This window comes from Halobacillus sp. K22, from assembly GCF_052246795.1.
In the GTDB taxonomy this organism is placed as follows: domain Bacteria; phylum Bacillota; class Bacilli; order Bacillales; family Halobacillaceae; genus Halobacillus.
Map to the genome: position 1 here is coordinate 1 of NZ_JBQQCN010000019.1, position 13,632 is coordinate 13,632.

The window sequence follows — 13,632 nt, forward strand, 5'->3', positions numbered from 1 at the left end:
ATGCACAAAATGAGCATGGGAGCATGAGGATTTGTCATGCTATAAAGATGGGGAATAACCTGTCATAGGAGCATTTAAGACCTGTTAAGAAAAAGAGCACACTCTATTCTGGCAGGGTTCGTTATTCTCCTGTGGGTGGGTTGGTGGGGAAGTGGCGAGACTCCCATGGGAGAAGGAACTAGGTGAGATCCCACAGGGAGTGAAACGAGCGAGGAAGCTCACCGTTCCCCCATAGGAAAGTGTTCAAATGTGGAATCACCCCGATAGACACGACCAGCATAAGCCGCTCATCAAAAGGATGGCGGTTTTTCCATCCATTGATGAGCGGCTTATGTCTCGAGTGTCTGGGTGATGGAACAAGACGAGTTATTTCCCCACCAACCCCTTTCTATCTAGAGCAACGGGCCCAATTGTCTCGAAACTGAGTCTTCCAGTAACGGGAGCTTATCTTTAAGATCAACACGGAGGTCTAACAGAGTCAAATATAAAGAAGCAAAGAGTCTTTCGGCGTTTTACTCTTTAATTCGGATCTTATCACTTTGAACGGTGCTTCTGGTAGGTAATTGGTCTCGTCATGGTTTGAATCTCACCGAAGATTTGCTCCGTAAGTGGTTCAGCTTCCAAATAGCTTAAGTTATCCTCTACCTGATTTACTGAACTTGCGCCAAATACGGCCGTAGCCACAGCCGGGTGATGAAGAACATATTGCAGGGCCAGGGCGGTTGGTGTTCTTTCATTACTACCATAATCCTGCCACTTTTCAGTAAGTGCAAGAATTTCTTCATGACTATACTCTAAAAATCCATCCTTGGCTTTTTGGTGACCTTTTGAAGATAGCATTCCTTTGGCCAGTGGACCTCTTGCAAGTACACTGATATCATTCTCAGAGAGCAAATCCAGGATTTCTTCTTCTGGTCTGCGATCTAAAGCATTATACTGCATCATCACACTGGCGATGTTTGATTTTTTAACATATTCACGTATAACGTTTGGACGAATAGAGGATATTCCATATTCGCGGACAAGTCCATCTTGTTTAAGTTCGTCAAATGCTTCGATTGTTTCGTCCATAGGATCCTCTATTGTACCACCATGAAGCTGATATAGATCAATATAATCAGTGCCCAAACGCTGCAAACTGTCTTTCACAGCACGTTTAATGTGTTTTTTTGAGGGGTCCCACGTCCACCCTTCCTGTCCTGGGGTAAAGTTATTTCCCCCCTTGGATCCAATAATAAGATCGTCTCTTCGTCCCTGAATGGCCTTGCCGACAATTTTCTCATTGGTGCCAAAATCATAAAGATCAGCAGTATCTAAGTAATTTACTCCAGCATCAATTGCTCTGTCGATGATCGATTTTGCTTTCTCCTCGTCTGTACCTAAAGACATGCAGCCTAAGCTGATTTCGGATACATATAAGTCGGATTTTCCAATTTGACGTTTTTTCATATTATCATCCTTTTCTGATTTCTTATTAAAATCCCGCGGAATCTTCTGTCTCTCAAACGATCATATGATAAACTATCCATAGATTAATGGAGAGGATGAGAGACTGTGAAAAAGTTTGAAGAGAAAACTTACCATACAGAAACGATCTATACGGGAAAGATTGTCCAATTAAATATTGACAGTGTTACTTTACCCGATGGAAATACATCTAAACGAGAGCTGATTAAGCATCCGGGAGCTGTCGCAGTGATTGCCCTTACTGATGAAGGTAAATTAATATGCGTCGAGCAGTACAGAAAACCAATGGAAAAAAGCCTGGTGGAGATCCCTGCTGGTAAACTTGAGCCTGGTGAAGAAGCTTCGACATGTGCGCTAAGGGAATTGGAGGAGGAAACAGGATACACCACTGATTCTTTGGAGTGGGTTACATCTTTTTATACTTCTCCTGGTTTTGCTGATGAAATTGTCCATATTTATTTCACAGATCAAGTTAAGGTCCTTGATCAACGACCTGATGGGGATGAGGACGAATTCGTAGAGCTTATGGAGTTAACTCTAGAGGAAGCTGAAAAATTTGAAAAAGACCAACGAATCCAAGATGCTAAAACAGCTTACGCTCTTCTATACTGGAAGCTTCGAGGTGCTAAGTGATCCTTAACCTTTATCGGTTAAGATACATAGTTTGCAGGACAGGACTGAAAGGTGAACGATGCATCAACTAAATGAAAACCTACTATCTGGATTGAAGGTGATTTCCAGCATCTTTTGTTGGTAAATATCAAGGAAGACAAGGAAACACCCGTGGTATGGAAAATACCTGTTATCTTCAGATCCTTTATTAGCATTTCACTGATGAAAGCTGTTTCTTTTATTCCTTCCAGTTATTGGCGGTAAACTCTATGAATATTTACTAGAAAAATTTAAGATCAAGAATGGAAGTTATTCATCATGAATCTTCCTGGTAATCAAGGGCTTAAAGCTCACTGTATATGGTATTGGATAATGAGAAATGGATGTCCGCTGTTTTCTTCTGGAGACAGGGGAATGTATGAGAACGTTAGCGGTAAAGACAATGAAATGATGGTCTACTTTTATCTTTTCCTTCATAGATTGGTCATAGACCGGTTATGAGAAAGGATGGAGATTCCATGCACAATGGTATGCGGGTGGCAGGAAAAGAGATCCAAAGCCATGTAAATATTTTCGTTTTCATATTTGTCTTATTCATTATGGGAATTATATTTGGGGCTGTGATTGTTAACAGCATGAATTTTGTTCAAAAGCAGGATCTCTTTTTCTATTTGAAACAATTCTTTGAACAGAATATCTCCACGAATGGAACTACAAAAGCTACATTGTGGAAAGATAGCATCCTTTACCACTTAAAATACATGCTGTTGTTGTTTTTATTAGGTATTTCTGTCATAGGCATGCCTATTATTACTGTTTTATTATTTATTAAAGGACTGGTTGTTGGGTTTTCTGTAGGGTTTTTAGTTAATCAGATGGGCTGGTATGGTCTCTTGATTTCTTCAGCAGCTATAGCCCCACAGAATCTACTCATCATACCTGTATACTTAATAGCAGGATCACTGGCGTTGATTTTTTCTTTAACGCTTTGTAAACAGTTGTTTATTAGAAGGGTACACCAGCCCATCCTTAAAGGATTTGCTCGTTACAGCGTGTTTTTCGGTGCGTTAATGCTCATCCTGGTTGTGGCTTCAACCATAGAAGTATTTTTTTCTAATACCATTCTTGACTACGTATTGAAGTGGATTTATCATTAATTTAATGGTGATAATCATATTCAGTTTAGAATGATTTTAAATCATAGATTAAAATAATTTTAATTTGACACTCGTTCTGACTCTGCTTATAATTAAATTGATTACGAGGGAGGGACGAACGATATGGAGCATCGTATTGAGAGAATTAAGAAGCAATTGCATTCCCAGAGCTATAAGTTAACACCCCAAAGGGAAGCTACTGTTCGAGTGCTTTTAGAAAATGAAGAAGACCATTTAAGTGCAGAAGATGTCTACCTCCTCGTAAAAGAGAAAGCACCCGAAATCGGTCTGGCTACTGTATATCGTACGCTGGAATTGTTATCCGAATTGAAAGTTGTCGATAAAATAAACTTCGGAGATGGAGTTTCCCGCTATGACTTACGCAAAGAAGGAGCGGAACACTTTCATCACCACTTAGTTTGCATAGAGTGTGGATCGGTAGAGGAAATCGAGGAAGATTTATTAGGGGACGTTGAAAAGCTTGTAGAAGGACAATGGGGTTTTCAAGTTAAAGACCATCGTTTAACGTTTCATGGGGTCTGCCGCGTTTGCCAGAAACAAGCCGTAGCCGCCTCGTCATCAAAGGAAAACGAAGAAGAATAATGCACTGCCGCTATGAATTTACATAGTGGCTTTTTTCGTCTTAACTCTGTTATTTTCAATAGATAGTGTGAGGCTGGGTCTATTTACAAACTGCTAGAAATCGTGTAGGTTTATCGTAGGTAGGACAATCATGTATATTTGACAACTGTCTGGGCATATCCTTTTACATAAAGGCTCTAGAAAAGGGGTAGCGGGATGGTTCAATTGCGTCAAAATATACAGGATGTAGTTAAGGTTCTTATTGTATTTGCTTTATGTACTTGCGTTTTTTATATGGCACTCCGTCTTGTACATGAAGAGTATGAAAGGCAGCATCGGTATGATCCGCCGAGTGGTGCGGCAGTAAAGGTGTACCATCCGCTGGAGCAACGCTGGCCGGATCGACTGTCGATATTCTTTCAATTAGGAGAGTAGATGGGGCATGGATTATGCGTTAGAAGATTTTTTTCACTATTTGACAGTCGAACGAGGTTTATCATCGAATACGATCCAATCTTATAAACGTGATCTAACGCAATACCAACAGTTTTTACAGCAGGATCTAAATCTCTCAGATTGGGATCAAGTAGCAAGATCTCATATAATGAAGTACTTGCATGACTTGAATGATAAAGGGCGGTCCTCTGCTACAGTGGCAAGGCTGCTATCTTCCATTCGTCTCTACCATCAGTTTTTAATTAGAGAAAGGTTGACGAATGAAGACCCCAGTCTCCATATAGAAACCCCAAAAAAAGAACGGAAGCTTCCAAAAGTACTGTCTTCTGAAGAAGTGGACAAACTCCTAAGTGTGCAAGCGAAGGACCCTTTATCATTGAGAAATAAGGCCATGCTGGAAATGCTTTATGCCACTGGGCTTCGTGTTACAGAGCTGGTATCTTTAAAAGTAAGTGATCTTCATCTTACTATGGGATTTGTACGCTGTTTAGGCAAAGGTTCTAAGGAAAGGATTATTCCACTAGGGGAAATGGCAAAGGATGCTGTGCAAACCTATTTGGAGCAAGGTCGTGGGGCGCTCGTCAAGAACAAAAAGACAGAAGAATTGTTTGTGAATCATCATGGAAATAAGTTGTCACGTCAAGGTTTTTGGAAAATACTGAAAGCGGTTGCCCGCGATGCTGGCATTATGAAAGAACTCACACCCCATACGTTAAGACATTCATTTGCTACACATTTATTAGAAAATGGAGCAGACTTGCGTGCTGTACAGGAAATGCTGGGTCATGCTGACATTTCTACCACTCAAATATACACACACGTAACTAAAACAAGATTAAAAGATGTTTATCGCTCGTATCATCCTCGGGCATAAACTTTTTTGTTTTTAGTTGTCTGACATCCTACATCTTAAAATGATAGCGTAAAATAATTAAGTTATGGGAAAGTAAAATATAGGAGGGATCGTTAATGAAACCATTTAAAAGGGTATTTGTAGTAGTTATGGATTCGGTCGGAATCGGAGAGGCTCCTGACGCTGAACAATTTAATGATAAAGGAGCACATACACTGGGTCACATAGCCGAACATATGAATGGATTGAATATGCCGAATATGGGATCTCTTGGATTAAGCAATATTAGCGAGATTCAGGGAATTGAGCCCGCAAAACAGCCTAAAGCCCATTATACTACTATGAAAGAAGCATCTAATGGTAAGGATACTATGACCGGTCATTGGGAAATCATGGGTTTATATATTGATCAGCCTTTCCGCACGTTTCCTGATGGATTTCCAGATGAACTGCTTAATGAAATTAAGGAAAGAACAGGGCGGGGCATTGTAGGAAACAAGCCGGCATCCGGAACCGAGATTATAAAAGAGCTAGGTGAGCATCACATGAATACAGGTGATTTAATTATCTATACCTCTGCTGATTCTGTGCTTCAGATCGCTGCTCATGAAGATGTAATTCCCCCTAAAGAGCTTTATGAAATTTGTGAACTTTGCCGTGAGCTCACGTTAGATGAGAAATATATGGTTGGACGAGTAATAGCTCGGCCTTTTGTGGGAGAACCGGGTTCATTTGAACGTACATCTAATCGTCATGATTATGCTTTAAAACCTTTTGGCAGGACGGTTATGAACGAAATGAAAGACGAAGAACTAGATGTGATTGCTATCGGTAAAATTTCCGACATCTATGATGGCGAAGGGGTAACAGAAGCGATTCGTACGAATGATAATATGGATGGAATGGATAAGCTTGTTCAATCGATGAAGCAGAACTTTACAGGCATGAGCTTTTTAAACCTTGTAGATTTTGATGCGAAATTTGGTCATCGCCGTGATCCAGAAGGATATGGTAAAGCTCTTGAGGCATATGATGAACGCCTTCCTGAAGTGCTGGATTTATTAAATGAGGACGATCTTTTGATAATAACCGCAGACCATGGCAATGACCCTGTTCATCATGGTACGGATCATACTAGAGAGCTTGTACCATTAATTGTCTATCATAATGGAATTGAAGGTGGAAAAGAGTTAGAGCAGCGTCAGACTTTTGCGGATATTGGTGCCACAATATCTGAAAACTTTTCAATTAAAATGCCTGAGCATGGAACTAGTTTTTTAAACGATATTAAATAGGAGGGCGATTATGTATCATTTACATGTAGAAGAAGCTTCAGAATATTTGACGAAACAATTAAATGTTCAGCCGACCGTAGGATTAATTCTTGGTTCGGGTTTAGGGGTGCTGGCTGATGAAATTCAAAATCCAACGAGGATCTCTTATAAAGATATTCCTCATTTTCCTGAATCAACTGTGTCCGGCCACAAGGGACAATTGGTTATTGGAGAGTTAGAAGGAAGACAAGTTATTGCTATGCAGGGCCGCTTCCATTATTACGAAGGGTACAATATGCAGCAAGTAACTTTTCCTGTACGTGTAATGAAAGAACTCGGCATAGACACCTTATTTGTGACTAATGCGGCCGGAGGGATTAATGAATCTTTTGAGCCTGGTAACCTGATGATCATTACTGACCATATTAACAACATGGGAGACAGCCCTCTTATCGGTCCGAATGACGATGAAAGGGGACCACGATTCCCGGATATGTCAGAAGCCTATGACCGTGCCTTAATCGAGCATGCCAGGCAGAGTGCTGAAAGGCTTGATATTAACGTTCAAGAAGGTGTTTACGTAGGTAACACTGGTCCAGCTTATGAAACAGGTGCTGAGGTTCGAATGCTTCGTGTTCTAGGCGGAGATGCTGTAGGGATGTCTACCGTACCGGAAGTCATTACAGCTAGTCACTCTGGAATTCGCGTACTGGGGATCTCTTGCATTTCCAATATGGCTGCTGGAATATTAGATCAGCCTCTCACACATGATGAAGTTATTGAGACCACCTCTCAAGTAAGAGAGGACTTCCTTGGGTTTGTGAAAGAACTATTAAAATCATTACCAGCCTGAAGACATAAATAGTAAAGGGTGAGTTAAATGAGAATGTACGATATCATTGTTAAAAAAAGAGATGGCGGCGAGTTAAGTAAAGAAGAAATCTACTTCTTTGTAGATGGATACACCAATGGGGAGATTCCAGATTATCAGGCTTCAGCACTAACGATGGCTATTTACTTTCAAGGAATGACTCAGGAGGAAACAGCTACATTGACTCAAGCTATGGTGGACTCCGGTGAGACGATTGATCTTTCCGCTATCAAAGGACATAAGGTGGATAAACATTCAACTGGCGGCGTCGGAGATAAAGTTACCTTTATTGTAGGTCCGTTAGTTGCTTCTGTTGGTGTTCCAGTTGCAAAAATGTCTGGACGTGGCCTCGGGCATACAGGTGGAACGTTAGATAAACTGGAATCAATTAAGGGACTGGAAATTGAAATGACAAAAGACCAGTTCATCCATAATGTGAATACTCATAAGCTGGCAGTAGCTGGTCAGACAGGGAATTTAGCACCTGCCGATAAAAAATTATATGCACTGCGCGATGTAACAGGAACTGTTGATTCCCTGCCTCTCATAGCCGGGTCTATTATGAGTAAGAAGTTAGCATCTGGTGCAGACGGCATTGTCTTAGATGTTAAAACGGGGTCGGGCGCATTTATGAAAACCCTTGAGGATTCAGAAAATTTAGCGCGGGAAATGGTGAATATCGGTAACAATCTTGGCCGCCAAACAGTTGCGGTAATCAGCGATATGAACCAGCCGCTTGGATTTGAAGTCGGAAATGCTAATGAAATTAAAGAAGCTGCTGAAATTCTGCAAGGAAAGAATGTAGAAGATTTAAGAGAACTATCTCTAGAACTTGCCTCTCATATGACAGTTCTTGCGGAAGTATTCAATTCTTATGAAGAAGCTTATGAAGCTCTAGCTAAGAATTTGGAAAATGGAAAAGCTTTTCAAAGTCTGAGGAACCTGGTCGAAGCTCAACATGGCGATGTATCCATGATCGATAACTTAGACAAACTTCCGAAAGCTAAATACAAAATAGAAGTGAAAGCAGAGAAAAGTGGATATATAGCTGCTATTGATGCAGAGTCCATTGGAATTGCAGCTATGTACCTTGGGGCCGGCCGCGCTACTAAAGATGATCAGATTAATCATGGGGTTGGCATTACCTTGAATAAAAAAATAGGAGATCCGGTGGAGGAAGGAGAATCACTCGTTGTCCTTCATAGCGATGAGGAAGATCCTCAATCATCTATTACTAAAGTCTTAGATGCTTATTCTATTGCAGAAACTGCAGTTGAAAAGCCTACTCTTATTTATACAGTTATAAAATAAAACCTTTAATCTCTTTAAGACACACTTTCTCGAAAAAAGTTCTTCCACTAAATGCTTCTATAGTGGGAGAGCTTTTTTAATAACATAAACAACCTTTAGTGTAGGCTTTAAAATATCCAGTTCATATCGAAAGAAGAGTAGGAAAGAGTCAGAAATTTGAAATCATGTGTTTTTTGTTACCCTGAATTGGATCCATCCCAGCAGATCATTATAGAAAATGAGACCTGTTTATTTCTGCAAAAAAAACAAAAAAATTTGACTGGCTTGGGACTAATTGTTCCTATAAGTCACAAATGAATTGTATTTGATTTAATGCATATGGTAAATAAGCGGCTGGATAGAGAACTTAATCCTGTTGGTTACAATATAGGCTATTGTCTTGAAACTGAAGGCCACATATATTCCACCCTCATATGCATATAACACCTAGGTTTCAAGATGAGCCGTACGCAGGGAAAGGCATCCGTCATTGGCTGAAACAGGAATCAAATAGAAGAATAGAACGTTAAAAAACAAGGCGCAGAATCCTGATCTGTGCCTTGTTTTTTCTTTCCTCTAACTCTGTATAGAAAACCATATAAAGGGAAAAATAGGGGCACTTACAGAAATTGGAGGTCAATTTTATGCAAAAACTCATCGGCTCCATCATTATTTTAATGGTAACATTCAGCATTTTACAGCCAGTATCTATAAAAGCAGAGGAAAAATCTGCACCAGATCTGGTGAATTCTGCTAAATCAGCTATACTATTAGAAAAAAATAGTGGAATGATGCTCTACGAAAAAGATGCCCACAAGGAACTTCCTCCTGCAAGTATGACAAAAGTAATGACCCTTTTGCTTATAATGGAAGAACTGGAGAAGGAGAGCATCAGTCTTGAGGAAAAGGTACGAATCAGTGAACATGCGGCATCAATGGGAGGTTCCCAGATTTTTCTGGAAGCTGGTGAAGAGATGACCGTAAAGGATTTGTTAAAAGGGATTGCTGTAGCTTCTGGCAACGATGCAAGTGTGGCAATGGCTGAACGGATCGCAGGGTCTGAAAAAGAGTTTGTCAATCAAATGAATAAAAAAGCCCAGGATCTGGGGCTGAAACATACACACTTTGAAAACCCGACCGGTTTGCCAGCAGAAGGCCATTATAGTACAGCTCATGATATGGCTGTTATGGCCCGTGAGCTCTTACTCCACGATGAAGTAACTCAATACACAAGTATCTATGATGATTATTTACGAAAAGGCAAGGATAATGAGTTCTGGCTGGTCACTACAAATAAACTAATTAAATCCTATCCTGGAATGGATGGTTTAAAAACAGGTTACACTTCTGAAGCAAAATATTGTCTGACAGCTTCAGCTAAGCGGGATGACATGCACATGATCGCAGTCGTAATGGGGGCGGAAACACCCAAAGATCGTAATTCAGACGTTACAAGCCTTCTTGATTATGGATTCGGACAGTATGAAGGAGTAAAGTTATACGATAAAAAAGATACGTTAAAAACAATGAAACTGACCAGAGGTCAACCTGAAAATATTAAGCTTTCCCCTGAAAAAGATGTGGTTGTACTTAAGAAAAAGACTCAGAAAAAAGAGGAATACGACACTAAAATTAAATTAGTGGAACAGAAGGAGCTGCCTTTATCCAGAGGGGACCATATGGGATGGCTCATCGTGGAAAAAGATGGAAATGAAGTAGCCAAAGTGCGTTTGGAAACGAAGGAGAAGGTAGAGAAAGCAAGCTTTATAAACTTATGGGAACGTTCATGGAGGAATTTGACGAGCTTTCAGAGGTTTTAGCTTTTCGCCACTAGTATTGTTTTTAAGCAGGAATAAGCTGCAAGTTTTACGAAAGACTTAAGGACTCTTATAAGTTAGAGGAGGAAAACAATTGAGTCTTCACGTAGAATTTGTAAGTAAAGAAAACGTATTGGTCGTTCGCCTGGAGGGAGAGCTTGATCATCATGAAACCACTAAATTTCGGGAAGCCTGGCGGAATCAGCTTCACCAGAACGAGGTGGACCATGTAGTTGTTAATTTAGAAAAACTTAACTTCATGGATAGTTCAGGCCTGGGAGTCATGCTTGGACGATATAAAGAGGTCCAAGCTTTAGAGAATGAAATGATTATTTGCTCTATATCTCCAGAAGTCAGACGTTTATTTGATCTATCCGGAATGTTTAAGATTATGAGGCTGGTTGATAGCGAATCGCATGCTCTTGAACTATTGGGGGTGGCTTCATGCGAAATGAAATGACGCTCGAGTTCTTAAGTGTAAGTGAAAATGAATCGCTTGCACGTGTGGCTGTAGCCGCGTTTGTGAGTCAAATGAATCCTACAATGGAAGAGCTTACTGATATTAAGACGGTTGTTTCTGAAGCTGTGACAAATGCCATCATCCATGGATATGAAGAAAACCCCCATCAGAAAGTTATGCTTTCGTGTGCAATTGACGGTGAACAAATTGAAATCATTATCAAAGATGAAGGTAAAGGAATCAGCAACATTGAAGAAGCTAAAGAGCCTCTTTTTACCTCAAAACCTGAATGGGAACGTTCCGGTATGGGATTTACTATTATGGAAAATTTCATGGATAAGGTGGACGTCACATCTGAGCCAGATATTGGAACAACAATCCGTATGATGAAGCAGCTCACGTCAACTAGAGCTCTTTGCAATTGAGGCGGTCGCTATGAGTGATACCACTAAAGAACGCTTATCCGACCAAAATGTCAAAGAACTGATCCGAAGAAGCCAAGCTGGAGACCAGGATGCCAGAGACTTTCTAGTCGAAAAAAATACAAGATTGGTATGGTCGGTCGTGCAGCGATACTTACGCAGGGGATATGATCAAGACGACCTTTACCAAATTGGCTGTATCGGCTTGCTCAAATCAATTGATAAATTTGACTTAAGTTATGATGTGCGTTTTTCGACTTATGCCGTTCCAATGATTATTGGGGAAATTCAGCGGTTTATACGTGATGATGGAACCGTTAAGGTCAGTCGGAGTTTAAAAGAACTGAATCATAAAGTCAGGGGTAAAAAAGAAGAATTAATGAAAATTCTCGGTCGATCCCCTACGGTGAATGAATTGGCTGAAGCTCTTGGAATGACAAGAGAAGAAATCGTCCAGGCGGAGGAAGTTGGACGATCTCCTCAATCCATTTATGAAACGGTTTATGAAAATGAAGGAGACCCTATCACACTCGTCGACCAAATTGCAGAAGAGGAAGATAACTGGTTTGATCAAATAACCCTGCAGGATGTATTAAGTCGGCTTGAAAAAAGAGAACGTCTGATTATTTACTTGCGCTACTATAAAGACCAGACCCAGACGGAAGTAGCCGAACGCTTAGGTATTTCTCAAGTTCAGGTATCAAGACTTGAGAAAAAAATATTGGCTGATATGAAACAGACGATGAATGATACGAGTTAAACTGCGTTCAAATAGAGCGCAGTTTTTTTGTTGTGTGTAATTGTATGTTTTTTTCCAATCACACACATAATAAGCGTAAGCCACAGACAGGGAGGCGAAATTATGACGACTCCTGTGTATATCCGTATCAAACAATCGATTAATATAGACCCTTCATCGACGATACGATTAGGAGATATAGCCCGGATCACTGGTTCCAGACGTTACGAAACTGTACTGCCAAATATGATTGTTCACAAGGTCAAAGCCGATGACCAAAATATAGTAGTTATTGATGGATTTATGGTTATTGAACAGGTTCTCTCTAAGTTTCCTCAAGTAGAAGTAGAACTGCTCGGTCCAAGCCAATGTGTCGTTCACGTTGAAAAACATAAAAAGCAGCCTTCACTTCTACTGATTTCAGGAATTTGGCTGCTTCTTTTTATCGGAGCGGCTATGGCCATAATGAACTTTCATTATGACGTAAGCATGGAAGCTGTACAGCAAAAACTTCATTTCATGCTGACCGGAGAAGAAAAAGAACACCCTTTATGGATTCAAGTGCCTTACTCCCTGGGCCTGGGAATAGGCATGATCCTCTTCTTTAACCACTGGTTTCAAAAACGTTTTAATGAAGAGCCGAGTCCTATGGAAGTAGAAATCTTTAACTATCAGCAGGATTTAGATAGGTACGTAGCTGTAAAAGAAAATAAGGTGGAAAAACAGGATGCAGATCATTGAAGCACTTATCGGACTAGCCTCTGGTATAGCCGTGGGTACCGGTTTCGTTGCTTTTCTAACTGTATTAGGAATTGTACCTCGATTAATGCAGCTCAGTCATTCAGAGTCTAAACTGCGTCTGTACGAGGCCGCCGTGATTCTAGGTGTATTCTTTGGGATATATTTATCATTTGGAGATGGCCCCATACAAATTTCTATCATAGGCCTCGTTATCTGGGGGCTATTTCACGGAATATTCATCGGAATGTTGGCAGCAGCTTTGACAGAGGTATTAAATGTATTTCCACTTTTATTTAAAAGAGTAGGTGTGGATGGCTTTTTGTTTACTCTGCTTATGGCTCTCGTGCTTGGAAAAATTGCAGGTTCGCTTTTTCAGTGGCTGATCTTCGTTCGATGATCACCTATCAAATTGAGGGGGTACGTACTTTGGACAAACAAAAACTTAATGAACAAAACTTTGAAAAGGCAAGGAAAGCTTATCAACCCAAACCTCCTTATGTACTTAACGTAATTAAGGCCTTTATTGTCGGAGGTCTAATATGTGCACTGGGGGAATTGCTCACAGAAATGTATGTCCATTGGTTTGATTATTCCGAAAAGGATGCGGGCAATCCGACTGTAGCTACGTTAATCCTTTTGTCTGCACTCGCTACAGGATTCGGGGTTTACGATAAACTCGGACAGTTTGCAGGAGCAGGTTCAGCAGTACCGGTTACCGGCTTTGCTAATTCAATTACTTCTGCAGCACTTGAGCATAAAAGTGAGGGTTTAGTTCTGGGTGTAGCTACAAACTTATTCAAACTAGCTGGGTCAGTCATTGTTTTTGGTGTAGTGGCCGCTTATATTCTTGGTATTTTACGCTATCTTTGGTCGCTTATTTTTTAGGAGGAG

16 protein-coding genes are annotated in these 13,632 nt (G+C 40.4%); 15 read left to right on the top strand and 1 reads right to left on the bottom strand.

Annotation, left to right across the window (positions count from 1 at the left end):
- Window positions 1-534: 534 nt before the first annotated feature.
- Window positions 535-1,449 carry an aldo/keto reductase gene (locus ACTWPM_RS13725; protein WP_443133599.1) on the bottom strand — a complete coding sequence of 305 codons (915 nt, stop codon included), beginning with the start codon at window positions 1,447-1,449 and terminating at the stop codon, window positions 535-537.
- A 105-nt stretch (window positions 1,450-1,554) separates the two neighbouring features.
- Between ACTWPM_RS13725 and ACTWPM_RS13730 the strand changes: the two genes are divergently transcribed.
- From ACTWPM_RS13730 to spoVAC, 15 genes are all read left to right on the top strand, one after another.
- The gene (locus ACTWPM_RS13730) at window positions 1,555-2,100 is read left to right on the top strand and encodes an NUDIX hydrolase (protein ID WP_443133600.1); all 546 of its coding nucleotides are present in this window, start codon (window positions 1,555-1,557) and stop codon (window positions 2,098-2,100) included.
- Window positions 2,101-2,597: 497 nt separating this feature from the next.
- Window positions 2,598-3,236, top strand: a complete 639-nt coding sequence (spoIIM, locus tag ACTWPM_RS13735) for a stage II sporulation protein M (RefSeq protein WP_443133601.1) — start codon at window positions 2,598-2,600, stop codon at window positions 3,234-3,236.
- Between the two features lie 123 nt (window positions 3,237-3,359).
- Window positions 3,360-3,839 carry a ferric iron uptake transcriptional regulator gene (gene fur / locus ACTWPM_RS13740; protein ID WP_443133602.1) on the top strand — a complete coding sequence of 160 codons (480 nt, stop codon included), beginning with the start codon at window positions 3,360-3,362 and terminating at the stop codon, window positions 3,837-3,839.
- Between the two features lie 195 nt (window positions 3,840-4,034).
- The gene (locus tag ACTWPM_RS13745; RefSeq protein WP_443133603.1) at window positions 4,035-4,253 is read left to right on the top strand and encodes a DUF4227 family protein; all 219 of its coding nucleotides are present in this window, start codon (window positions 4,035-4,037) and stop codon (window positions 4,251-4,253) included.
- Between the two features lie 7 nt (window positions 4,254-4,260).
- Window positions 4,261-5,148: a site-specific tyrosine recombinase XerD gene (xerD, locus tag ACTWPM_RS13750; RefSeq protein ID WP_443133604.1), complete on the top strand. Its 888-nt coding sequence runs from the start codon at window positions 4,261-4,263 to the stop codon at window positions 5,146-5,148.
- Between the two features lie 95 nt (window positions 5,149-5,243).
- Window positions 5,244-6,422: a phosphopentomutase gene (deoB, locus tag ACTWPM_RS13755; RefSeq protein ID WP_443133605.1), complete on the top strand. Its 1,179-nt coding sequence runs from the start codon at window positions 5,244-5,246 to the stop codon at window positions 6,420-6,422.
- 10 nt (window positions 6,423-6,432) lie between these two features.
- Window positions 6,433-7,254 carry a purine-nucleoside phosphorylase gene (locus ACTWPM_RS13760; protein WP_443133606.1) on the top strand — a complete coding sequence of 274 codons (822 nt, stop codon included), beginning with the start codon at window positions 6,433-6,435 and terminating at the stop codon, window positions 7,252-7,254.
- Window positions 7,255-7,281: 27 nt separating this feature from the next.
- The gene (locus ACTWPM_RS13765; protein WP_443133607.1) at window positions 7,282-8,583 is read left to right on the top strand and encodes a pyrimidine-nucleoside phosphorylase; all 1,302 of its coding nucleotides are present in this window, start codon (window positions 7,282-7,284) and stop codon (window positions 8,581-8,583) included.
- Between the two features lie 623 nt (window positions 8,584-9,206).
- Window positions 9,207-10,382: a D-alanyl-D-alanine carboxypeptidase family protein gene (locus ACTWPM_RS13770; RefSeq protein WP_443133608.1), complete on the top strand. Its 1,176-nt coding sequence runs from the start codon at window positions 9,207-9,209 to the stop codon at window positions 10,380-10,382.
- A 91-nt stretch (window positions 10,383-10,473) separates the two neighbouring features.
- On the top strand, window positions 10,474-10,839 hold the full coding sequence (spoIIAA, locus tag ACTWPM_RS13775) for an anti-sigma F factor antagonist (RefSeq protein WP_443133609.1): 366 nt from the start codon (window positions 10,474-10,476) through the stop codon (window positions 10,837-10,839).
- A complete protein-coding gene (spoIIAB, locus tag ACTWPM_RS13780) occupies window positions 10,824-11,264 on the top strand; it encodes an anti-sigma F factor (protein ID WP_443133610.1) in 441 nt (146 codons plus the stop codon). Before spoIIAA ends, spoIIAB begins: the two co-directional genes overlap by 16 nt.
- A 10-nt stretch (window positions 11,265-11,274) precedes the next feature.
- Window positions 11,275-12,021: an RNA polymerase sporulation sigma factor SigF gene (sigF, locus tag ACTWPM_RS13785; RefSeq protein WP_443133611.1), complete on the top strand. Its 747-nt coding sequence runs from the start codon at window positions 11,275-11,277 to the stop codon at window positions 12,019-12,021.
- 102 nt (window positions 12,022-12,123) lie between these two features.
- On the top strand, window positions 12,124-12,741 hold the full coding sequence (locus ACTWPM_RS13790; RefSeq protein WP_443133612.1) for a stage V sporulation protein AA: 618 nt from the start codon (window positions 12,124-12,126) through the stop codon (window positions 12,739-12,741).
- Entirely contained in the window at window positions 12,728-13,138 is a 411-nt protein-coding gene (locus ACTWPM_RS13795) for a stage V sporulation protein AB (RefSeq protein WP_443133613.1), read from the top strand. Before ACTWPM_RS13790 ends, ACTWPM_RS13795 begins: the two co-directional genes overlap by 14 nt.
- A 29-nt stretch (window positions 13,139-13,167) precedes the next feature.
- Window positions 13,168-13,626, top strand: coding sequence for a stage V sporulation protein AC (spoVAC, locus tag ACTWPM_RS13800; protein WP_443133614.1), 459 nt, complete (start codon window positions 13,168-13,170; stop codon window positions 13,624-13,626).
- Window positions 13,627-13,632 lie beyond the last annotated feature (6 nt).

Coding starts and splice junctions, on each gene's coding strand:
- ACTWPM_RS13725 (WP_443133599.1), bottom strand. CDS start 1,449: ATGAAAAAACGTCAAATTGGAAAATCCGACTTATATGTATCCGAAATC.
- spoIIM (WP_443133601.1), top strand. CDS start 2,598: ATGCACAATGGTATGCGGGTGGCAGGAAAAGAGATCCAAAGCCATGTA.
- fur (WP_443133602.1), top strand. CDS start 3,360: ATGGAGCATCGTATTGAGAGAATTAAGAAGCAATTGCATTCCCAGAGC.
- ACTWPM_RS13745 (WP_443133603.1), top strand. CDS start 4,035: ATGGTTCAATTGCGTCAAAATATACAGGATGTAGTTAAGGTTCTTATT.
- xerD (WP_443133604.1), top strand. CDS start 4,261: ATGGATTATGCGTTAGAAGATTTTTTTCACTATTTGACAGTCGAACGA.
- deoB (WP_443133605.1), top strand. CDS start 5,244: ATGAAACCATTTAAAAGGGTATTTGTAGTAGTTATGGATTCGGTCGGA.
- ACTWPM_RS13760 (WP_443133606.1), top strand. CDS start 6,433: ATGTATCATTTACATGTAGAAGAAGCTTCAGAATATTTGACGAAACAA.
- ACTWPM_RS13765 (WP_443133607.1), top strand. CDS start 7,282: ATGAGAATGTACGATATCATTGTTAAAAAAAGAGATGGCGGCGAGTTA.
- ACTWPM_RS13770 (WP_443133608.1), top strand. CDS start 9,207: ATGCAAAAACTCATCGGCTCCATCATTATTTTAATGGTAACATTCAGC.
- spoIIAB (WP_443133610.1), top strand. CDS start 10,824: ATGCGAAATGAAATGACGCTCGAGTTCTTAAGTGTAAGTGAAAATGAA.
- sigF (WP_443133611.1), top strand. CDS start 11,275: ATGAGTGATACCACTAAAGAACGCTTATCCGACCAAAATGTCAAAGAA.
- ACTWPM_RS13790 (WP_443133612.1), top strand. CDS start 12,124: ATGACGACTCCTGTGTATATCCGTATCAAACAATCGATTAATATAGAC.
- ACTWPM_RS13795 (WP_443133613.1), top strand. CDS start 12,728: ATGCAGATCATTGAAGCACTTATCGGACTAGCCTCTGGTATAGCCGTG.